The sequence below is a fragment of the Pantoea sp. At-9b genome (assembly GCF_000175935.2).
GTDB lineage: Bacteria > Pseudomonadota > Gammaproteobacteria > Enterobacterales > Enterobacteriaceae > Pantoea.
On the sequence record NC_014837.1, the window covers coordinates 1,090,951 to 1,111,200 of the forward strand.

Sequence of the window (20,250 nt, forward strand, 5' to 3'; positions counted from 1 at the left end):
AAAGAGGTTGCTTTAATCGGTGTATAATGGCTCGATGAGAGAAAAATTTTCTCCCGGAGAGGCAAATGCTAGATAAAACTGACCGTACACTGCTGGCGTTATTACAGCAGGATTGCACCCTGTCACTCCAGACGCTGGCAGATGCGGTCAATCTCACCACCACACCGTGCTGGAAACGCCTGAAAAAACTGGAAGATGATGGCATTATTCGTGCGCGCGTGGCGCTATTGGACGGCGATAAAATCGGACTGGCGCTGACTGCGTTCATGTTTGTCAAAACCCAGCAGCACAGCAGCGACTGGTATCAGCAATTTGTCAGCGTGGTCCAGCAGATGCCAGAAGTGATGGCGTTCTATCGTATGGCCGGAGAATACGACTATCTGCTGCGCATTCAGGTGGCAGATATGAAAAGTTACGACGGTTTTTATAAGCGGCTGGTGAATGGCGTACCGGGTCTGATTGATGTGACCTCCAGTTTCGCGATGGAAGAAATTAAATATACCACCGCATTGCCGGTAGCACCCTGACGGGTAAAGAAAGAGACAGTCTTGTGCGATTATTCAGCCAGTTAAGTTGGTATTTTCTGCGCGAGTGGCGGCGATATCTGGGCGCGGTCACTCTGCTCATCATCATTGCGCTTCTGCAATTGCTGCCACCGCATCTGGTGGGGGTGATTGTTGATGGCGTTACCCAACATACCTTGAGCACCGGGCGACTGATGATGTGGATCGGCGTGATGCTGGTCACCGCCGTGGTGGTGTATCTGCTGCGCTATGTCTGGCGCGTGCTGTTGTTTGGTGCCTCTTACCAACTGGCGGTGAAATTGCGTGAAGACTTTTACCGCCAACTGAGTCGCCAACATCCGGCGTTTTATCTGCGCCATCGCACCGGTGATCTGATCGCCCGTGCGACCAATGATGTTGACCGCGTAGTGTTTGCTGCCGGGGAAGGGGTGCTGACGCTGGTGGATTCGCTGGTGATGGGCTGTGTGGTGCTGGTGGTAATGAGCATACAAATTAGCTGGCAGCTGACGTTACTGGCGCTGGTGCCGATGCCGATTATGGCGCTGATTATCCATCGCTACGGCAATCAACTGCATGACCGTTTCAAACTGGCACAGGCGGCGTTCTCCAGCCTCAATGATCAAACGCAGGAGAGCCTGACCAGTATCCGCATGATCAAAGCCTTTGGTCTGGAAGATCATCAGTCACAGCAGTTTGCGGCCATCGCACGTGACACTGGCGAGAAGAACCTGCGCGTAGCGCGCGTGGATGCGCGTTTTGATCCCACGATCTATATCGCGATTGGTTTTTCTAACCTGCTGGCGATCGGCGGCGGCAGCTGGATGGTGTGGCACGGCAGCCTGACGTTAGGGCAGCTCACCAGCTTTGTGATGTACCTCGGATTGATGATTTGGCCGATGCTGGCGCTGGCGTGGATGTTCAATATCGTCGAGCGTGGCAGTGCCGCCTGGAGCCGCATCCGTGCCCTGTTGGCGGAAGCCCCGGCGGTGGAAGATGGGCAAAAAATTCTGCCGCCGGAGGCGGGGAATTTACAGGTGGCAATCCGCGAGTTTCGCTATCCGGCGAGTGCCGGTGTGGCGCTCAGCCATGTCAATTTCCAGCTCAAACCAGGCCAGATGCTGGGATTATGCGGCCCTACCGGCTGTGGCAAAAGTACGCTGTTGAGTTTGCTTCAGCGCCATTTTGACCTGGAGCAGGGCGACATTCGCTATCACAACACACCGCTGTCGCACCTGCGCATCGATAGCTGGCGCAGCCGCCTGGCGGTGGTGAGTCAGACGCCATTCCTGTTTTCCGACACGGTGGCGAATAACCTCGCATTGGGTCGACCAAATGCCAGCCAGCAGGAGATTGAGCGGGTGGCAAAGATGGCCTGCGTTCATGAGGATATCCTGCGCTTACCGCAAGGTTATGAAACCGAGGTGGGAGAGCGGGGCGTGATGTTATCAGGCGGACAAAAGCAACGTATTGCTATCGCGCGCGCGTTGTTGCTGAATGCCGAGATCCTGATTCTGGATGACGCCTTATCAGCGGTAGATGGACGTACCGAGCACGATATTCTGCACAACCTGCGGCAATGGGGTCAGGGTCGCACCCTGATTATCAGTGCGCATCGTCTGTCGGCGTTGACCGAAGCCAGCGAGATTCTGGTGTTGCAGCAAGGTCAGGTGATGCAGCGTGGTGACCACGATGAACTGGTCGCGCAAAGTGGCTGGTATCGCGATATGTACCGTTATCAGCAGTTGGAAGCGGCGCTGGACGAGGATGAGATCACCGAAGGAGCGAGTCGTGGCTAAATCTGTGCGCCTGTGGCCGACGTTGAAACGTTTACTGGCTTACGGCAAACCCTGGCGTAAATCGTTGTGGCTGGCGGTGGGCATGCTATGGCTGGCGGCGGCAGCCGAAGTCACCGGGCCGGTATTGATCAGTTATTTTATTGATCATCTGGTGGCGAAGCACCAGATGCCGTGGGGCATTGTCGTCGGGTTGGTGGTCAGCTTCATTCTGCTGCAACTACTGGCGGCGGGCCTGCACTATTTTCAGGCGTTGCTGTTTAATCGCGCGGCGATCGGCGTGGTACAAAAATTACGTTCTGATGTGATGAATGCGGCGTTGCGGCAACCATTGAGTGCTTTCGATACCCAACCGGTCGGGCAGATCATCTCACGCGTGACCAACGATACCGAGGTGATCCGCGATCTGTACGTCACGGTGGTGGCAACGGTGTTGCGCAGTGCCGCGCTGGTTGGGGCGATGCTGGTGGCGATGTTTGCGCTCGACTGGCGCATGGCGCTGGTGGCAATCGTGATTTTCCCGCTGGTGCTAACGGTGATGTTGATTTATCAGCGCTACAGCACACCGATAGCGCGCCGGGTGCGGAGCTACCTGGCCGATATCAATAACGGCTTCAATGAAGTGATTAACGGCATGAGCGTTATCCAGCAGTTTCGCCAGCAGGCGCGCTTTGGTGAGCGCATGGCGGAGGCCAGCCGTTCACACTATCTGGCTCGAATGGAGACGCTGCGCCTGGATGGCTTCCTGCTGCGCCCGCTACTGAGTTTGTTCTCTGCACTGATTTTGTGCGGCCTGCTGATGCTGTTCAGTTTCGCCACTCCCGGCGTCTTTGAGGTGGGGGTGCTGTATGCCTTTATCACTTACCTCGGGCGTCTGAATGAGCCGTTGATTGAACTCACCACCCAGCAATCGATGCTGCAACAGGCGGTAGTATCGGGTGAGCGTATTTTTGAGTTAATGGATGCGACCCAGCAGGATTACGGCAGCGACAATCGGCCACTGGCCTCCGGGCGTATTTCCCTGCGTGACGTCAGTTTTGCCTATCGTGCCGATCGTGACGTGTTAAGCCAGATCAATCTGGACGTGCCGCCACGTGGATTTATTGCGTTGGTCGGTCATACCGGCAGTGGCAAGAGTACGCTGGCAAACCTGCTGATGGGCTACTACCCGGTGACGCGCGGCAGTATCGAGCTGGATGGGCGTCCGCTGCCACAGTTGACGCATCAGGCGTTACGTCAGGGGGTGGCGATGGTGCAGCAGGACCCGGTGGTGCTGGCGGATACCTTACTCGCCAACGTCCGCCTCGGACGCGACATCCCCGAGCAGGCGGTGTGGCAGGCGCTGGAAACGGTGCAGCTTGCGTCTCTGGTCCGCGCGATGCCGGACGGTATTCACACCCGGCTGGGCGAGCAGGGCAACAATCTGTCGGTCGGTCAGAAGCAGCTGCTGGCGTTGGCACGGGTGTTGGTATCATTACCGCAGATTCTGATCCTCGATGAAGCCACGGCCAATATCGACTCCGGTACGGAACAGGCGATTCAACACGCGCTGCGCGCCTTACGCCAGCACAGCACGCTGGTGGTGATTGCGCATCGCCTCTCCACCATTACCGAAGCGGAGCAGATTTTGGTGCTGCACCGCGGGCAGGTTGCCGAGCGCGGTACGCACAGTGAATTGCTGGCGCAGCAGGGACGTTACTGGCAAATGTACCAGTTGCAACAGGCTGGCGATGAACTCGCGGCGGGCATTCCCTTAACGGCTGAAGGGTGACTTGCACCTTTTTTGCGCACCTTTATCGGATTATTCTGTAGAAATGCACTTCTTTGAGGCTTGAAGCACCAAAGAAGTGCAAACAATCCACTCCTTTCTTCCTCTCCTGCTGGTATTTGTGTTGTTCATCACAGAACGAAGCGTGCTGCGGCGCGGCTAATCTGCTGACTCTGCGGTTTTTTTATTTATGGCACACCCTTTGCTTATATCCCTGCGTGTCCGGTAAGACTCACTCATTAAATACCTGGAGGGGATCGTATGAAGCTGGTTACCGTGGTAATCAAACCATTTAAGCTGGAGGACGTGCGTGAAGCCTTATCCTCTATTGGCATTCAGGGACTGACAGTTACCGAAGTGAAGGGTTTCGGTCGCCAGAAAGGTCACGCAGAGCTTTATCGCGGTGCCGAGTACAGCGTGAACTTCCTGCCAAAAGTAAAAATTGATATCGCCATTGCTGATGATCAGCTCGACGAAGTTGTGGATGTGATCAGCAAAGCTGCTTACACCGGCAAAATTGGCGACGGCAAAATTTTCGTTGCGGAACTGCAACGCGTTATCCGTATTCGTACTGGCGAGACCGACGAAGCAGCACTGTAACTGGGCCTTGATTGTGATGGGATGGAAAGAAATGAATAAAATGATGACGAAGTTAGGCCTGACCAGCCTGGCGCTGTTACCGTCTCTGGCCATGGCGGCAGCTCCTGCCGTTGCGGATAAAGCCGATAACGCGTTTATGATGATCTGCACCGCACTGGTGCTGTTCATGTCAATTCCGGGTATTGCCCTGTTTTACGGCGGTCTGATCCGCGGTAAAAACGTGCTGTCCATGCTGACTCAGGTGGCGGTCACCTTCTCCCTGGTCTGCGTACTGTGGATGATCTACGGTTATTCGCTGGCCTTCAGCGAAGGCAATGCCTTCTTCGGTAGCTTCCAGTGGGCGATGCTGAAAAACATCGAGCTGAAAGCGCTGATGGGAACTTTCTATCAATACATCCACGTGGCGTTCCAGGCTTCGTTTGCTTGTATCACCGTGGGCCTGATTGTCGGTTCAATTGCTGAACGTATCCGTTTCTCTGCGGTGCTGATTTTCGTTGCAGTATGGCTGACACTGGCTTACCTGCCGATTGCGCACATGGTCTGGGCTGGCGGTCTGCTGGCATCTGACGGCGCGCTGGACTTCGCTGGCGGTACGGTTGTACACATCAACGCCGCGGTTGCAGGTCTGGTGGGTGCTTACCTGGTGGGCAAACGTGCTGGCTTTGGTAAAGAAGCCTTCAAACCGCACAACCTGCCGATGGTGTTCACCGGTACAGCCATCCTGTACGTGGGCTGGTTCGGCTTCAACGCCGGTTCTGCTTCTGCTGCTAACGAAATCGCTGCCCTGGCGTTCCTGAACACCGTGATTGCCACCGCGGGTGCGGTACTGTCCTGGACCTTCGGTGAGTGGGCGCTGCGTGGCAAGCCTTCTCTGCTGGGTGCCTCTTCAGGCTTCATCGCTGGTCTGGTTGCTATCACCCCGGCGTGTGGTTATGTCGGTGTCGGTGGTGCGCTGATTATCGGTCTGGTCGGTGGTTTGGCTGGCCTGTGGGGTGTGACCACCCTGAAGAAATGGCTGCGTGTTGATGACCCGTGTGATGTGTTCGGTGTGCACGGCGTGTGCGGCATCGTGGGTTGTATCCTGACCGGTGTGTTCGCGTCCTCTTCACTGGGTGGCGTAGGTTATGCTGAAGGCGTGACCATGGGCCATCAGGTGTGGATCCAGCTGTTCAGCGTCGGTGTCACCATCGTCTGGTCTGGTGTGGTTGCCTTCATTGGCTTCAAACTGGCCGATATGATTGTTGGCCTGCGTGTTCCAGAAGATCAGGAACGTGAAGGTCTGGATGTGAACAGCCACGGCGAGAATGCTTACAACCAGTAAGAGCCGGGCTGAAAAAGAGAGCAGTGCGCTAAAATAATAAGAGGCAGAAGGGGCGAGAAATCGCCCCTTTTTTTATTCGCTGCGCTGGCGCATCACCCCTTCCTGCACCGTGGTAGCGACCAGTGTCCCATCCTGGGTAAAAAACTCCCCGCGCACAAAACCGCGTGCACCTGATGCTGAGGTGCTAACGACGCTGTACAGCAGCCATTCTGACAAGTCGAACGGACGGTGGAACCACATGGAATGGTCGATAGTTGCGACCTGCATGTCAGGCTCCAGGAAGCCTTTGCCGTGCGGCTGGAGCGCCACGGGCAGGAAGTTGAGGTCTGACGCATAGCCGAGCAGATATTGGTGAATCCGGCGATCCTGCGGTAGCTGACCGTTGGCGCGCACCCATACCTGACGCACCGGCTCATCAACCCGACCTTTCAGTGGATTGTGAATTTGTACCGGACGAATATCGAGCGGGCGCTCGGAGAGGAATTTTTCCCGCAGCTTAATGGGCAGATGCGCTGCCAGTTTATGTGCCAGATCCTGTTCCGATGGCAGATTATCCGGGGCAGGCACTTGCGGCATGCTGTTCTGGTGCTCAAACCCGCTTTCCGGTGCCTGGAATGACGCCGTCATGTAGAAGATCGGCTGCCCATTTTGCACGGCACTGACGCGGCGTGCGCTAAAGCTTTTGCCATCACGCAGCGTTTCGACATCATAGATAATGGCTTTGTGACTATCGCCGGGACGCAGAAAGTAGCTATGGAATGAGTGGATGATACGTGCTTCCGGCACTGTCTGTTTCGCTGCATAAAGCGCCTGGCCAACCACCTGACCACCAAACACCTGACGCAGGCCGAGGTCTTCGCTCTGACCGCGAAAAAGTCCCTCTTCCAGTTTTTCCAGATTCAACAAATTAAGCAGGTTGTGCAGTGCCTGGCTCATAACGGATTCCTCAGTGATACCGGTCGGGCAAGTGTGAAAGATCCGACCAGTTGCCGTCAATCTTTTTGCCGTGGTTTCAGCAATCTAAGACGCGTCTTAAGCGCATTGCGGATTTTTGTGCCAGAATTAATGGCATTCGGCGGTTGAATAGCTGCACATTATTTTTGCCGCCGACAATCATAGTGTTCATAAGGAGACGACATCGATGAAACTCTGGCAAATCATTAGCGGTATGACGCTGGCTGTGGCGGTAGCAGGGTGCGCAGACCACAGCAAACCGGTGGCAACGCCCACCCTGGGTTCAGCTGTTGCCGGGCAGCAGGCGGCCATTGCGCAGCCGAATGTGAGTGGTTCCATTTATATTCGCCAGCGTATTGCCTTACCGCCGGATGCGGTACTGACGGTCACGTTGTCGGATGCGTCAAAATCCGACGCGCCATCCCGTGTGCTGGCGCAGCATGTGGTGCGTACCGAGGGTAAACAGGCTCCGTTCCAGTTTGTGCTGCCTTTTAATCCGGCAGACATCCAGCCAAACGCGCGGATTCTGTTGAGTGCAGCGATTGCGATTGATGGTCGACTGGCGTTTATCACGGATACGGTGAAACCGGTGATCAATCAGGGTGGAACCAAGGTCGAGTTGTTACTGGTGCCGACCACCAATGTGGCGATGCCAACGCAGCCAGGTGCGGCAACCACCGTGCCGTCAACCTCGCCGACGCAGGTGACACCGTCGTCTTCAGTGCCTGCTGCAACCAGTATGTAAAATGCATCACGTAGCGGCGCGATGGATTGCGGCGCTACGAATTTGTTGCTGGGATCAATCCTGGTCCCAGCGATAGCGTGCCAGCTCTATTTCTCCGGCATCGCTGACTTCAATCCCTTCGGCTTCCAGCGCATCGCGCTGACGAAACAAATCGTCGCCCTGTAGCGAAATTCGACCATGGCGGTTCAGGACACGATGCCAGGGTAACTGGCTGCCGGGAGGTAAACGTTTCAGTACCCCGCCGACCTGACGTGCCGCACGGGGTGAACCAGCCAGACGGGCGACATCACCATAGGTCATCACTTTACCGGGGGGAATGGCGGCAACAATCTGCCAGACGCGCTGCGGAAAGCTATCGTGTTCACTCATTGAGGTCGTCCTGAATAACCGCAAAGCGCAGACTTTACCATGAAGCTGGCAACGGATAACCGTCCGTTTGTTCAAGAAAACAACGGTCATCCGGGGTTTGCTTGCAATTGACGGGGGCTTACCTGATAATGCCAGCGCTCTCGTAACGAGGGCTTGTCAATGGAGGCCCTGTTGGTTCTCCCGCAATGCTAACTTGTGAACTCGGTCAGGTCCGGAAGGAAGCAGCCGCAGCAGGCGACGCGTGTGCCGGGATGTAGCTGGCAGGGCCTCCACCATTTCTGCCCCGTAAAAAATCCCTCTGATTCAATCAATAGCATGCTGCTGGCACTCCTTTGCCAGTGACAGGTCAATCCCTGCAAATCGGTTGCTGCAACAGGCCAGGCAAGAGAAGGGAAAAACTTAGCGGACGAACTTCCAGACAGAACCGGGCACTTTATCGTAGAGCTTATTCATCGTCAGCTCTGCAAGGCGGTGATCGGCAGCAGAGTAGAATACCGCTAACTCGTCATCGGACAATTCATACTTGTTTTTCTCAATCACCCGCTCAAGGGTATCGATTGAGCGACAGCGGCGCAGTCGCATCAAATAATCGGTTTTGGTTAAGGCTTGATTGCTCATAAATAAAGGGTTCTCACTCTGATGCTAAAAGGAATGGCTGGGTTGCTGTAGAAAAGCGCACTCTTCGGCAAACAGGTTAAATAAGCGTCGTGCTGAACGTTGCCAACGTTGAAGATCCTGAGTATTGATTCCGTAGCTGCTAAACAGCATAAAGGTATCGTCAAGATATTCATCGATTTGCGTAATCAGTGCTGTATCTTCAACATGCTTAATTTTGTAATTCATCGTGAAAGACGCGATATGCTCAATCAAATCGTTGAGCTGTAAATTGCTTTCCGAGGTAGGATCATTAACCCAGCCATGATGACTGTCAGTTAAGGTTGCCATACTTTCGTCAAACAGGTTCTCACACAGAAATTTAAGCTGGGCAATATCATGCCGTTTCGGTGAGTATTCGTCCATCTTTTTCCCCTCCATAGCTAGCACAGTTACCGCAGCGCGGCGAGATTTGGAAAAGCGGCCAGGAAGCGATCACGAATAAAATGAATTCAGCGACTCCTTAAATATAATCCACATTCATTAGTTTTGCTCACCTCCATTACCAAATATTACAATTCGTCGGCAGGAGAAGGGCGTGAATTGTCTATCACCTCAAACACCAGCGCACCCGGCTGGATATGAAACAGAACATCTTCCTGGCGTGTAAAGGTTTCATTTAAATCCTGACAGGGACTAAATAAATTCCACTGGAAATCGTAAAGCATTTTAAATCGATTATTAGCGATACTCTTGATGGAAATAATGTGAAAACTCTCGGGAACTAAACGCGCATTTTGTGAATACCATTGTAAATCACCCGCCAACGCTGAGGCTATTTTGAGAATATTCCCTTGTATTATTGCCTGCAACTTTGAACAGTCATCCTCATCGACAGCTATATCGCAATGAATAATGGCCTGCATCGTTAATCCGCTAAAAAGGTTGTTGTTTATATCATTGGGGTTTCTGGCAAACATTGCAAGCTTACCTTAAGCATAAATAGCTATTGTTGTGATGGATTGCATTGCGCGGAAGCGGAAGGGATCGCCGCTGTTTAACTTTTGAAACACTTTCCTCTGACCAGACAACCAAAGAGTCTGATAGTGTATTGTTATGTTATAACATTTTGGTTGTGTTTTTATGAATCACAGTGGATTACTGTTGTCACTGGGCGGGCGCTTGCTGGTCGCGTTGTTGCTGGTGGCTTTGCTGGTGTTGGCGATCACCTGGGGCATGCAGAAATGATGCGTTTTCATCACCTGCAGGCCGGGTATCAGGGACAACGGGTTACGCCAACCATTAATGGCGAACTGCCGTCCGGCAGCATGACAGCGCTGATTGGCGCGAATGGCAGCGGAAAATCCACGCTGCTGAAAACCATCGCCGGTTTACTGACGCCGATTGCTGGTCGTTGCGATCTCGAGGTTTCCCGTAAGGAACTGGGTTGGTTGCCACAACGTACCGAGTTGGAGACGCGTTTTCCCATCACCGCTTATGAGTTGGTGGCGATGGGGTGCTGGCCGCGCTGTGGCTGGTTTGGCGCGATTAATCGTGCGTTGCGCAAAGAGATCGATGCGGCGCTGGATGCGGTACAAATGCGTGATTTTGCCGATGCGCAACCCGCCACCTTGTCGGGGGGGCAATTGCAGCGCGTGTTGTTCGCCCGCCTGATGCTGCAACGCAGTAGATTGTGGCTGCTGGATGAACCCTTTAATGGCATCGACAGCCAAACCGTGACGCTATTGATGTCAATCCTGCAACAACAGCAACAGGCGGGTACCACCTTGTTGGTGGTATTGCACGACCGTCCTTTAGTTGAGCGCTATTTTCAGGATGTCCTGTCACTGGATGAACCCACCTCCGCGCATGCTCCCTTGTTACGGAGGGTGGCATCGTGACCTTACTGCAACCTTTCATCGAATTCGGTTTTATGCGCCGTGCTCTGGTGGCCTGTGTCGCGCTGGCGCTGAGTGCTACCCCGCTGGGCGTTTTCCTCTCGCTGCGGCGTATGAGCCTGATTGGCGATGCGCTTTCTCATGCGGTGCTACCTGGCGCGGCGATTGGCTATCTCATCTCAGGTTTGTCGCTGGTGGCGATGGGGATCGGTGGGCTGATTGCGGGTCTGGCGGTGGCGTTGCTCTCCGGGGCCGTCAGCCGTTATACCCCGCTGAAAGAAGATGCCAGCTTCGCCGGTTTTTATCTCGGTTCACTCGCGCTTGGCGTCACCCTGGTGTCACTGCGCGGCTCCAGCGTTGATTTGCTGCACGTGCTGTTTGGCTCGCTGCTGGCGGTGGATAACGCGGCGATTATGTTGGTCGGCGGCATTGCTGCCTTCACGTTGCTGATGCTGGCGATTATCTACCGTCCGCTGGTGATTGACGCCTTCGATCCCGATTTCCTGCGTGCGCAGGGCAAATGGAGTGCGCCGCTGGTGCACGGCATTTTTCTCACTCTGGTGGTGCTCAACCTGGTGGCGGGTTTTCAGGTGCTGGGTACGTTGATGTCTGTGGGGTTAATGATGTTGCCCGCCGCCAGCGCCCGTTTCTGGAGTCGCCATCTCGCCTGCATGCTCGGCGTTGCCATGTTGCTGGCGGTGGTCGCGGCTCTGATTGGGCTGATGTTGTCGTGGCACTACTCACTGCCTGCCGGTCCGGCAGTGGTGTTGAGTGCTGCCGGGCTTTTTTTACTTTCTGTTTTGACAGGACCATGTGGCGGTTTACTGCGCCGCCGATAACGAAACCAATAAGGGGATATGTATGAAGAAGTTACCGATTAGCCTGGCGTTGGGTGCCATGTTGATCAGCCCGCTGGCGCTGGCAAAAACCGTGGATGCGGTCGCCAGTTTTACCGTGCTGGCGGATATCGTGAAACAGGTTGGTGGTGATCACGTTAAGGTTAAATCACTGGTGGGGCCAAACGGCGATCCTCACACCTTCGAACCTACACCGCAAGATAGCCAGGCGCTGGCGCAGGCTGACGTGGTGTTCGTTAGCGGCCTCGGGCTGGAAGGCTGGATGGATCGACTGGTGAGCGCGTCGGGTTACAAAGGCACGCTGGTGGTAGCATCAACGGGCATCAATACCCGTAAAATGGTGGACGATGGCAAAACCATTACCGATCCTCACGCGTGGAACAGCATGGCGAATGGCGTGATTTATGCCACCAACGTGATGAATGCGTTGATCAAAGCCGATCCGGAAGACGCCGCCGCCATTCGCCAGCAGGGCGAAAACTACATTCAGCAATTACAGAAACTCGACAGCTGGGCAAAAACGTCTTTTGCTGCCGTACCGCAGAGTAAACGTAAAGTTCTGACCAGCCATGATGCGTTTGGTTATTTTGGTCAGCGTTATGGCGTGGAATTCCTCGCCCCGGTTGGCTTCTCAACTGAAGCGGAAGCCAGCGCCAGCGATGTCGCCTCAATCATCAAACAGCTCAAGGCGGAGCACATCAATACCTACTTTATGGAGAATCAGACCGACCCGCGTCTGGTGAAGCAGATTGCCAGCGCAACCGGTGCCAAACCGGGTGGCGAGCTGTATCCGGAAGCGTTGTCGGAAGCCAATGGTCCGGCCGCCAGCTATGAAGCTGCATTCAAACACAACGTGAATGACATGCTGAAAAGTATGCAGTAATAAAAAAGGCCGGGTATCAACCCGGCCAATTATCACGACACATCCTAACGTTTTTTCTTCTTTCTTCCCTGTACCGCTTTAAAGCGCGGATTGGTTTTACAGATCACATAGATACGACCTTTACGACGCACGACTTTGCAATCTTTGTGACGGGTTTTCGCTGAACGCAATGAACTCAATACCTGCATCTGGTGCTCCGTTATGCCTTGCTACGGCCGAGGAAACGCCCAAAACGCTGGTTGAAGCGTGCCGCGCTGCCTTCTTTGGCAAAATCTTTCTGTTTGCCGGTGTAGTACACATGCGATTTTGACGAGACGTCGAGCGTGACATACGGCAGCACTTCGCCTTCAAATTCGATGGTACGTTCCGTTTTAATGGTGGAACCGACTTTGAAATATTCATTCGCCGTGGTGTCGTGGAACACCACCGGACGGTAGAAAGGATGGATATCAGGTTTCATAATTATGCGCCTCATGTAATGTTATAATATAACAATAGTATGAACCTGAGCGTACCACAATGCAACCACTGGCGGGATGCAGCGGCGCTATTTATCGTGAAGGAAAAAAAAAGGCCGCATCAGCGGCCTTTTCAGGAAGGGAACATCTTAGTGGCTGTGGTTGACCGGATGGCCTTGTTCCAGTTCAGCTTTGTTCTTGCTGAAACGGCGGCGCACCACCACGAAGAACACCGGTACGAAGAAGATGGCCAGTGCGGTGGCGGTGACCATGCCGCCCATCACGCCAGTACCTACGGCGTTCTGTGCGCCAGAACCGGCACCGGTACTGATCGCCAGCGGCAGTACGCCGAGGATAAAGGCCAGTGAGGTCATCAGAATCGGGCGCAGACGCATACGGGATGCCTCAAGCGTTGATTCCACCAACCCTTTGCCTTCTTTCTCCATCAAATCCTTGGCGAATTCGACGATCAAGATGGCGTTCTTCGCCGACAGGCCGATGGTGGTGAGCAGACCCACCACGAAGTAGACGTCGTTACTCAAACCGCGCAGGGTAGTGAACAGCAACGCACCCACCACGCCGAGCGGAACCACCAGCATGACCGAGAACGGAATCGACCAGCTCTCATACAGTGCTGCCAGACACAGGAACACCACAATCAGCGAGATGGCGTACAGCGCCGGAGCCTGGTTACCGGACAGACGTTCCTGGTAGGACATCCCCGTCCAGTCGTAACCGATACCGGCTGGCAGTTTCGCCGCCAGCTGTTCCATCAGGTTCATGGCATCACCGGAACTTTTGCCCGGAGCTGCCTGGCCGAGAATTTCCATCGACGGCAGGCCGTTATAACGTTCCAGACGTGGCGAACCGTACTGCCACTTCGCGCTGGAGAAGGCCGAGAAGGGCACCATCTCACCGGCGCTGTTACGCACATACCATTTGCTGACGTCATCAGGCAGCATACGTGAATCCGGCTGACCCATGACGTACACCTTCTTCACGCGACCACGGTCGATAAAGTCGTTAACGTAGGAACCGCCCCATGCAGCGCCCAGCGTGGTATTGATGTCCGACAACGAGACACCCAACGCTGAGGCTTTTTCCTGATCGATAATCAGTTTGTACTGCGGGGTATCTTCCATCCCGTTAGGACGCACACCCACCAGGGTATCCGGGTGCTGTGCCACCATACCAAACAACTGGTTACGTGCTTCGGTCAGCTTTTCATGCCCCAGGTTGCCCTGGTCAATCAGCTGGAAGTCGAAACCGGTGGCGTTACCCAGTTCGATAATCGCAGGCAGGTTGAACGGAATAACCATCGCATCTTTGATGGCTCCCAGCGCACGCATCGCACGACCGGCAATGGCGGGCACTTTCATGTCGGCACTGCTACGCTCGTCCCACGGCTTGAGGCTGACGAAGGCGATACCGGTGTTCTGTCCACGACCGGCAAAGCCAAAGCCGTTAACGGTAAACACCGAGTTCACGCTGTCTTTCTCTTTGGTCAGGAAGTAATCCGTCACCTGGTCGAGCACTTTCTGGGTACGTTCCTGGGTTGCACCGGCAGGCAACTGCGCCTGAGCCAGCAACAGCCCCTGATCCTCTTCCGGCAGGAACGAGGTCGGGAGACGCAGGAACAGATACGCCATGCCCACCACGATGATCAGATAAAGCACCAGATAACGCCCCGTGCTGCGCACGATATGGCCGACGCTGTCCACGTAGTGATGGGTGCTCTTATCAAACAGGCGGTTAAACCAACCGAAGAACCCGGTGGTTTTGCCGTGGCTGCCTTTCTCTACCGGTTTCAGCATGGTGGCACACAGCGCAGGCGTCAGAATCAACGCCACCAGCACTGACAGGGCCATCGCTGACACGATGGTGATCGAGAACTGACGATAGATGACCCCGGTAGAACCGCCAAAGAAGGCCATCGGAATAAATACCGCCGAGAGCACCAGCGCAATACCGACCAACGCGCCCTGGATCTGCTCCATCGAGCGTTTGGTTGCTTCCTTCGGTGGCAGGCCTTCCTCGGCCATCACACGCTCAACGTTTTCGACCACCACGATGGCGTCATCCACCAACAGGCCGATGGCGAGCACCATCCCGAACATGGTGAGCGTGTTTATCGAGTAGCCACAAGCGGCAATGATCGCAAAGGTCCCGAGCAGGACCACCGGTACTGCAATGGTCGGGATCAGCGTGGCGCGGAAGTTCTGCAGGAACAGATACATCACCAGGAACACCAGCACGATCGCTTCGAACAGGGTTTTCACCACTTCGAAGATGGAGATTTTTACGAACGGCGTGGTGTCATACGGATAAACCACTTTCAGGCCCGACGGGAAGAACGGTTGCAGCTTCGCCAGTTCGGTTTTTACCGCATCCGCCGTGTCCAGTGCGTTTGCACCGGTCGCCAGCTTGATACCGATACCGGAAGCCGGTTTACCGTTGTAACGGGCAATGATGTCGTAGCTTTCGCCACCCAGTTCAATCTTCGCCACATCACGCAGGCGCACCTGCGAACCATCGGTGTTGACCTTCAGCAGAATATTGCCGAACTCTTCGGTCGAGGTCAGACGGGTCTGCGCGATGATCGAAGCGTTCAACTGCTGGCCCGGCACTGGCGGCGTACCGCCCAACTGACCGGCTGCGACCTGGGTGTTCTGCGTACCCAGTGCGCTGATCACATCCACCGGCGTGAGCTGGAAGTTATTGAGCTTGTGCGGATCAAGCCAGATACGCATAGCGTACTGCGCACCAAACACCTGCGTATCACCCACCCCTGGGGTACGACTGATCGGGTCTTTGATGTTCGACGCGACGTAGTCCGAGATATCGTTCTGCGTCATGTTCGGGTCATCACTGACAAAACCGGCCACCATCAGGAAGCTGCTGGAGGATTTTTTAACCTGAATCCCCTGCGACTGTACTTCCTGTGGCAGCAACGGCATCGCCAGTTGCAGTTTGTTCTGCACCTGAACCTGAGCGATATCCGCATCGGTACCGGACTGGAAAGTCAGCGTCAGCGTCAGCGTACCGGACGAGTCACTGCTCGAGGACATATACATCAGTCCATCGATACCATTCATATTTTGTTCGATGACCTGGGTCACCGAGTCTTGCAGCGTTTTCGCATCAGCACCCGGGTAGGAGGCCTGGATCTCAACTGCCGGCGGCGCAACATTTGGATATTGCTCGATAGGCAAACTGATGATCGACAGCGCACCCGCCAACATAATAATGATGGCGATTACCCACGCAAAAATGGGGCGATCGATAAAAAACTTAGCCATGTATTAACGGCTCCTGTTTATGAAGACGATTTTTCAGACTGCGTCTGAGACGGAGCTGCGGCAGCGGCTTTCGTGTCGTCTGTTACTTCTTGTGGTGTAACCTGCGCACCCGGTTTGGCACGTTGCAGACCGACGGTGATCACGCGATCGCCTGCTTTCAATCCTTCGGTCACCAGCCATTTATCACCAATTGCCTGGTTGGCTGTCAGGTTACGTACTTCAACTTTGTTATCGGCACCGACCACCATGGCTGTGGCCTGACCGGTTGGGGTACGGGTTACGGCTTGCTGCGGTACCAGCAGGGCACTCGGGTTGGTGCCTTCATCCAGACGCGCACGGACAAACATACCCGGTAACAGGCGTCCATCCGGGTTCGGGAAGATCGCACGCAGGGTAATCGAGCCGGTCGTCTCGTCGACGGTCACATCAGAGAACTCCAGGGTGCCGGGCTGCGCGTAAGTGCTGCCGTTTTGCATCAACAGCACCACATTGGCTTTACCGTCGGTCTGTTTCAGCTGACCGGCTTCCAGCTCGGCGCGCAAACGCAGGAAATCATCGCTGGACTGGGTCACGTCAACGTACATCGGATCGAGCTGCTGTACGGTAGCGAGTGCGGTGGTTTGCGCACTGGCAACCAACGCCCCTTCGGTCACCGAAGATTTACCAATGCGACCGCTAATCGGTGACGTCACTTTGGTGTAAGCGAGGTTGATGCGTGCGGTTTCCACATTGGCCTGAGCAGCCTGCACGGCGGCAGCATTCTGCGCAGCGGTGGCGACGGCGGTGTCATAATCCTGCTGACTGATGTACTTGGTGCCCAGCAGTGGCTTATAACGTTTCACCGTCAAATCGGCGATACGCGCATTGGCTTGTGCCTGAGCGAGATCGCCTTTCGCGCTGTCGTAGGCGGCCTGGTACGTCGCCGGATCGATCTGATACAGGGAAACCCCTGCTTTCACGTCGCTGCCTTCAACAAAATTACGCTTCAGAATGATCCCTGAAACCTGAGGACGAACTTCTGCCACGCGGAAAGCCGAGGTGCGGCCTGGTAACTCAGTAGTGATTTTCAGTGGCTCGTTTTTTAACGTCACAACACCCACTTCGGGGGGCTGCTGCTGGGCGGCTTGCTGGGATTTATTATCATCACATCCTGTCAATACAAAGCTGCCTGAAAGCATCAGGACGGCCGCCAGAGGGGCTAATCCTCTGTTTTTATTCATAAATAAACCTCTAGTGTCCGATATCAAATGATCAATGGATCACAAACCGTTAAACCCATTGCTGCGTTAAAACACGGGTCGTGCTATGGTACATACATTCACAAATGTATGTAAACTTGCCAGTTTGTAAAAAAAGTCCGCTATGGCACGAAAAACCAAAGCACAAGCACTTGAAACGCGTAATCAAATTCTTGATGCCGCGTTAGCTCACTTCTCAGAACACGGTGTTGCCGCCACATCACTGGCGGATATCGCTGCGGCTGCCGGCGTCACGCGGGGAGCCATCTACTGGCATTTTAAGAATAAAGCCGATCTGTTACATGAAATCTGGTTGCAGTGTGACGCTGGGCTTGATGATGTGGAACTTGAGTATCAAACAAAATACCCCGGCGATCCACTTTCTGTTATGCGTTCGATGTTGATCTATATCCTTGACGCTACTGCAAAGGATCCCAAAAGACGCGCACTAATGGAGATCATTTTCCATAAATGCGAATTTGTGGGTGAAATGGCAACCTTGCAGAACATGCAGCAAAGCTTATTGTTGGAATGTTACGACAGAATAGAAGAGGTACTGCGCGCGTGCATTGATGCGGGTCAGTTGCCTGGCAACCTGAACACCCGTCAGGCCGCATTGATTATGCGCGCCTATGTGAATGGCATGATGGAAAGCTGGCTTTTTACCCCGGAGAGTTTCGATCTGGCGGCAGAGGCACCGAGCCTGGTCGAAGCGCTGTTGGATATGCTGCGGTTCAGCCCAACCCTCACAAAGAATTTGTAGCGGATTTTTCCGCGGCTTGTTTCTGTTCATAATCACGGCGAACAATGGCCAGCGCGGCCAGCACTGTGGCGGTGGGAACCCGGTTCTCTTCCAGCAGTTGAATCAAATCCACTGCCAGTTTGATTTCGTCTGGTGCGGTTTCCAGTGACATCGCTTCTCCTAAATACGTAATTTCATGACCACCAGCAGCATCACCACGGCACCCGCCAGTGCCATGCCAAAGGTCGCAAAGCTGAGGGTTACCATATCGCCGGCGTTGAAATAGCTGGCGATGTAGCCGCCAATCAGCGCACCAATTACCGCCAGCACCAGCGTCACGATAAATCCCCCTGGCCGTCCGGGAAAGATCACCCGTTTTATCCAGCCGGCGGCTATGCCGGTCAAAATCCAGGCGATAAAAGCCATATGCAACTCCTCATCTCGGAGAGAAGAGTATAGAGGAAAGATCGCTGCGCTTACCGTGCGGTAAATTGCAGCTCCAGCTTGTGAATAGCCTGACGGCAGCGTCCCAGACGCAGGTGCAGTTGCTCCAGTTCACGAATCAATTGCTGTTGGATGCTCAGGGTTTCGGCTCGTTGCAGATGCTGCTCACGTTCGGCAATCATCCCCAGTAAGCGTATCTCATAGCCACGATATTCTTCACGTTTCTGCTGTTTACCGTCGGTACGCGGTCGTTCGCGTGCCACGCGCAGTTGCTGGCTTTGACACTCGCGCTGTAAGGCCGCGATCTGATCGACGACTTTATCCGCCAGCCACTGGCGACGCGTGACATCCTGGTCAGCGGCGGTGAGCTGGGCGACATTGTGTTCCAGCTCCTGCAAATAGTCGGCCAGTCGCGTCCCTTTGCAATGGAATAATTGCGCATCGAAACGCGGCTGACGGCAGCTGCCATCCGGTTGCTGCGCAATTTGCTGGCGCAGCAGTTGCAGCGTGAGTTGCAGACGTTGTTGTGGGCGTGGCAAGGGCATCACTCTTTTCCCGACTGTGTTAACGTAGCGCGGTATCGACTTTATCAGGCATCAGTTATGCAACGCATCTTATTACTGAGCCTTGGCTGGCTGGCGATCGTGCTGGGTACGCTGGGGATTGTATTACCTTTACTCCCTACCACGCCATTCGTGTTGCTGGCTGCCTGGTGTTTTGCCCGTTCTTCACCGCGATTTCATCACTGGTTAGTATGGCGCTCACCTTTTGGTCGTTATCTGCGCCACTGGCAGCGTCATCGTGCGATGCCACCAGGGGCAAAAGGGCGAGCCATGCTGCTGATTATCCTTACGTTTGCGGTATCTATCTGGTTGGTGCACCTGCTGTGGGTGCGCATCATGCTTGGCATCATGTTGTGCGTGTTGTTGCTGTTTATGTGGCGGATTCCGGTGGTGGCAGAAAGTACAGACGAACGCTAAACCGGGCGACAGGGTTGCATTTAGGCGGCCATTTGCTTAGATTTGGGCCTCTTCGTGCGTGGCTTCCCTCTGTGAACTGACTTCGCTTAACCCGGTCTTCCGGGTGTTGGCGCTATGGGAGCTGCGCGAAATAGAGATTTCACCAGGCGTAACACTATGACCGCAACTGCTCAGCAGCTTGAACTCATCAAAAACAGCATCAAAAGCATTCCTGACTATCCTAAGCCGGGCATTCTGTTCCGTGACGTCACCAGTCTGATGGAGGACCCGCAGGCGTATGCGGCGTCGATTGCCATCCTGGTCGAGCGTTATCGTGACAAAGGCATCACCAAAGTGGTAGGAACGGAAGCGCGTGGTTTCCTGTTTGGCGCGCCGGTCGCGCTGGGTTTGGGCGTGGGTTTTGTGCCGGTACGTAAGCCGGGCAAACTGCCGCGCGCGACCTTTAGCGAAAGCTATGAACTGGAGTACGGCACCGATACGCTGGAACTGCATCAGGATGCTATCCAGCCGGGTGACGTGGTGCTGGTGGTGGATGATCTGCTGGCGACCGGTGGCACCATCGAAGCGACCGTCAAACTGATCCGCCGTGCGGGCGGTGAAGTGAAAGATGCCGCCTTCATTATTAATCTGTTCGATTTGAGCGGTGAAGCGCGTCTGAAAGCGATGGGCCTCGACTGCTTCAGCCTGGTCAACTTCCCCGGCCACTAAGGCTCATGCGCTCCACGTTGCCGTGGGGCGCGACCTCCGTAAAGTGATATCCCCGCAGGTATAGGCATATCCGGT

General features: G+C 54.6%; 24 protein-coding genes and 1 other RNA gene. 13 read left to right on the top strand and 12 right to left on the bottom strand.

Annotated elements, in window-relative coordinates; translation table 11 throughout:
- The first annotated feature begins 65 nt into the window (after positions 1–65).
- From PAT9B_RS04860 to amtB, 5 genes are all read left to right on the top strand, one after another.
- Entirely contained in the window at positions 66–527 is a 462-nt protein-coding gene (locus tag PAT9B_RS04860) for an Lrp/AsnC family transcriptional regulator (protein ID WP_013508144.1), read from the top strand.
- A 23-nt stretch (positions 528–550) separates the two neighbouring features.
- On the top strand, positions 551–2,320 hold the full coding sequence (locus tag PAT9B_RS04865) for a SmdA family multidrug ABC transporter permease/ATP-binding protein (RefSeq protein WP_013508145.1): 1,770 nt from the start codon (positions 551–553) through the stop codon (positions 2,318–2,320).
- Positions 2,313–4,088: a SmdB family multidrug efflux ABC transporter permease/ATP-binding protein gene (locus PAT9B_RS04870; protein ID WP_013508146.1), complete on the top strand. Its 1,776-nt coding sequence runs from the start codon at positions 2,313–2,315 to the stop codon at positions 4,086–4,088. The genes PAT9B_RS04865 and PAT9B_RS04870 overlap by 8 nt, the downstream gene beginning before the upstream one ends.
- A 258-nt stretch (positions 4,089–4,346) precedes the next feature.
- Positions 4,347–4,685: a P-II family nitrogen regulator gene (gene glnK, locus PAT9B_RS04875; protein ID WP_007886947.1), complete on the top strand. Its 339-nt coding sequence runs from the start codon at positions 4,347–4,349 to the stop codon at positions 4,683–4,685.
- Positions 4,686–4,716: 31 nt separating this feature from the next.
- On the top strand, positions 4,717–6,006 hold the full coding sequence (gene amtB, locus PAT9B_RS04880) for an ammonium transporter AmtB (RefSeq protein ID WP_013508147.1): 1,290 nt from the start codon (positions 4,717–4,719) through the stop codon (positions 6,004–6,006).
- Between the two features lie 72 nt (positions 6,007–6,078).
- On the opposite strand, the gene tesB is transcribed toward amtB, so the two are convergent.
- Positions 6,079–6,942: an acyl-CoA thioesterase II gene (gene tesB, locus PAT9B_RS04885; protein ID WP_013508148.1), complete on the bottom strand. Its 864-nt coding sequence runs from the start codon at positions 6,940–6,942 to the stop codon at positions 6,079–6,081.
- Between the two features lie 205 nt (positions 6,943–7,147).
- Between tesB and PAT9B_RS04890 the strand changes: the two genes are divergently transcribed.
- Positions 7,148–7,705, top strand: a complete 558-nt coding sequence (locus tag PAT9B_RS04890) for a YbaY family lipoprotein (protein ID WP_013508149.1) — start codon at positions 7,148–7,150, stop codon at positions 7,703–7,705.
- A 54-nt stretch (positions 7,706–7,759) separates the two neighbouring features.
- Here PAT9B_RS04890 and PAT9B_RS04895 read toward each other — a convergent pair whose 3' ends face one another.
- Complete coding sequence (locus PAT9B_RS04895) at positions 7,760–8,074, bottom strand: MGMT family protein (RefSeq protein WP_013508150.1); 315 nt, start codon at positions 8,072–8,074, stop codon at positions 7,760–7,762.
- A gap of 169 nt (positions 8,075–8,243) precedes the next feature.
- On the opposite strand from PAT9B_RS04895, the gene ffs reads away from it, so the two are divergent.
- An RNA gene (ffs, locus tag PAT9B_RS29585) (signal recognition particle sRNA small type) lies at positions 8,244–8,340 on the top strand.
- Between the two features lie 133 nt (positions 8,341–8,473).
- On the opposite strand, the gene PAT9B_RS04900 is transcribed toward ffs, so the two are convergent.
- The 3 genes from PAT9B_RS04900 to PAT9B_RS04910 form a co-directional block, all read right to left on the bottom strand.
- Positions 8,474–8,692: an HHA domain-containing protein gene (locus tag PAT9B_RS04900; protein ID WP_013508151.1), complete on the bottom strand. Its 219-nt coding sequence runs from the start codon at positions 8,690–8,692 to the stop codon at positions 8,474–8,476.
- Positions 8,693–8,716: 24 nt separating this feature from the next.
- Positions 8,717–9,094, bottom strand: coding sequence for an Hha toxicity modulator TomB (gene tomB / locus PAT9B_RS04905; RefSeq protein WP_013508152.1), 378 nt, complete (start codon positions 9,092–9,094; stop codon positions 8,717–8,719).
- 146 nt (positions 9,095–9,240) lie between these two features.
- Complete coding sequence (locus tag PAT9B_RS04910) at positions 9,241–9,594, bottom strand: hypothetical protein (protein WP_041525900.1); 354 nt, start codon at positions 9,592–9,594, stop codon at positions 9,241–9,243.
- Positions 9,595–9,912: 318 nt separating this feature from the next.
- Between PAT9B_RS04910 and PAT9B_RS04915 the strand changes: the two genes are divergently transcribed.
- Genes PAT9B_RS04915 through PAT9B_RS04925 form a run of 3 tightly spaced genes read left to right on the top strand, consistent with a single transcriptional unit; the run spans position 9,913 to position 12,306 of the window.
- Entirely contained in the window at positions 9,913–10,569 is a 657-nt protein-coding gene (locus tag PAT9B_RS04915) for a metal ABC transporter ATP-binding protein (RefSeq protein WP_013508154.1), read from the top strand.
- Complete coding sequence (locus PAT9B_RS04920; RefSeq protein ID WP_013508155.1) at positions 10,566–11,405, top strand: metal ABC transporter permease; 840 nt, start codon at positions 10,566–10,568, stop codon at positions 11,403–11,405. Before PAT9B_RS04915 ends, PAT9B_RS04920 begins: the two co-directional genes overlap by 4 nt.
- Before the next feature lie 22 nt (positions 11,406–11,427).
- Positions 11,428–12,306, top strand: coding sequence for a metal ABC transporter substrate-binding protein (locus PAT9B_RS04925; RefSeq protein WP_013508156.1), 879 nt, complete (start codon positions 11,428–11,430; stop codon positions 12,304–12,306).
- A gap of 44 nt (positions 12,307–12,350) precedes the next feature.
- On the opposite strand, the gene ykgO is transcribed toward PAT9B_RS04925, so the two are convergent.
- The 4 genes from ykgO to PAT9B_RS04945 form a co-directional block, all read right to left on the bottom strand.
- Positions 12,351–12,494 carry a type B 50S ribosomal protein L36 gene (gene ykgO, locus PAT9B_RS04930; protein WP_013508157.1) on the bottom strand — a complete coding sequence of 48 codons (144 nt, stop codon included), beginning with the start codon at positions 12,492–12,494 and terminating at the stop codon, positions 12,351–12,353.
- A gap of 11 nt (positions 12,495–12,505) precedes the next feature.
- Positions 12,506–12,766 carry a type B 50S ribosomal protein L31 gene (locus PAT9B_RS04935; RefSeq protein WP_013508158.1) on the bottom strand — a complete coding sequence of 87 codons (261 nt, stop codon included), beginning with the start codon at positions 12,764–12,766 and terminating at the stop codon, positions 12,506–12,508.
- A gap of 147 nt (positions 12,767–12,913) precedes the next feature.
- Positions 12,914–16,063, bottom strand: a complete 3,150-nt coding sequence (locus tag PAT9B_RS04940) for a multidrug efflux RND transporter permease subunit AcrB (protein ID WP_013508159.1) — start codon at positions 16,061–16,063, stop codon at positions 12,914–12,916.
- Positions 16,064–16,080: 17 nt separating this feature from the next.
- The gene (locus PAT9B_RS04945; RefSeq protein WP_013508160.1) at positions 16,081–17,283 is read right to left on the bottom strand and encodes an efflux RND transporter periplasmic adaptor subunit; all 1,203 of its coding nucleotides are present in this window, start codon (positions 17,281–17,283) and stop codon (positions 16,081–16,083) included.
- A 142-nt stretch (positions 17,284–17,425) separates the two neighbouring features.
- On the opposite strand from PAT9B_RS04945, the gene acrR reads away from it, so the two are divergent.
- Positions 17,426–18,064, top strand: coding sequence for a multidrug efflux transporter transcriptional repressor AcrR (gene acrR / locus PAT9B_RS04950; RefSeq protein ID WP_013508161.1), 639 nt, complete (start codon positions 17,426–17,428; stop codon positions 18,062–18,064).
- Here acrR and rsmS read toward each other — a convergent pair.
- Genes rsmS through priC form a run of 3 tightly spaced genes read right to left on the bottom strand, consistent with a single transcriptional unit; the run spans position 18,048 to position 19,032 of the window.
- Positions 18,048–18,215 (bottom strand): pleiotropic regulatory protein RsmS, encoded by a 168-nt coding sequence (gene rsmS / locus PAT9B_RS29590; protein WP_013508162.1) that lies wholly within the window; start codon positions 18,213–18,215, stop codon positions 18,048–18,050. The two genes, acrR and rsmS, sit on opposite strands and share 17 nt — an antisense overlap.
- Before the next feature lie 8 nt (positions 18,216–18,223).
- Positions 18,224–18,469 carry a GlsB/YeaQ/YmgE family stress response membrane protein gene (locus PAT9B_RS04955; RefSeq protein WP_013508163.1) on the bottom strand — a complete coding sequence of 82 codons (246 nt, stop codon included), beginning with the start codon at positions 18,467–18,469 and terminating at the stop codon, positions 18,224–18,226.
- Between the two features lie 50 nt (positions 18,470–18,519).
- On the bottom strand, positions 18,520–19,032 hold the full coding sequence (gene priC, locus PAT9B_RS04960) for a primosomal replication protein PriC (protein ID WP_013508164.1): 513 nt from the start codon (positions 19,030–19,032) through the stop codon (positions 18,520–18,522).
- 57 nt (positions 19,033–19,089) lie between these two features.
- Here priC and PAT9B_RS04965 point away from each other — a divergent pair, with 57 nt between their 5' ends.
- Positions 19,090–19,467: a DUF454 family protein gene (locus PAT9B_RS04965; RefSeq protein WP_013508165.1), complete on the top strand. Its 378-nt coding sequence runs from the start codon at positions 19,090–19,092 to the stop codon at positions 19,465–19,467.
- Positions 19,468–19,623: 156 nt separating this feature from the next.
- The gene (gene apt / locus PAT9B_RS04970; RefSeq protein ID WP_013508166.1) at positions 19,624–20,175 is read left to right on the top strand and encodes an adenine phosphoribosyltransferase; all 552 of its coding nucleotides are present in this window, start codon (positions 19,624–19,626) and stop codon (positions 20,173–20,175) included.
- Positions 20,176–20,250 lie beyond the last annotated feature (75 nt).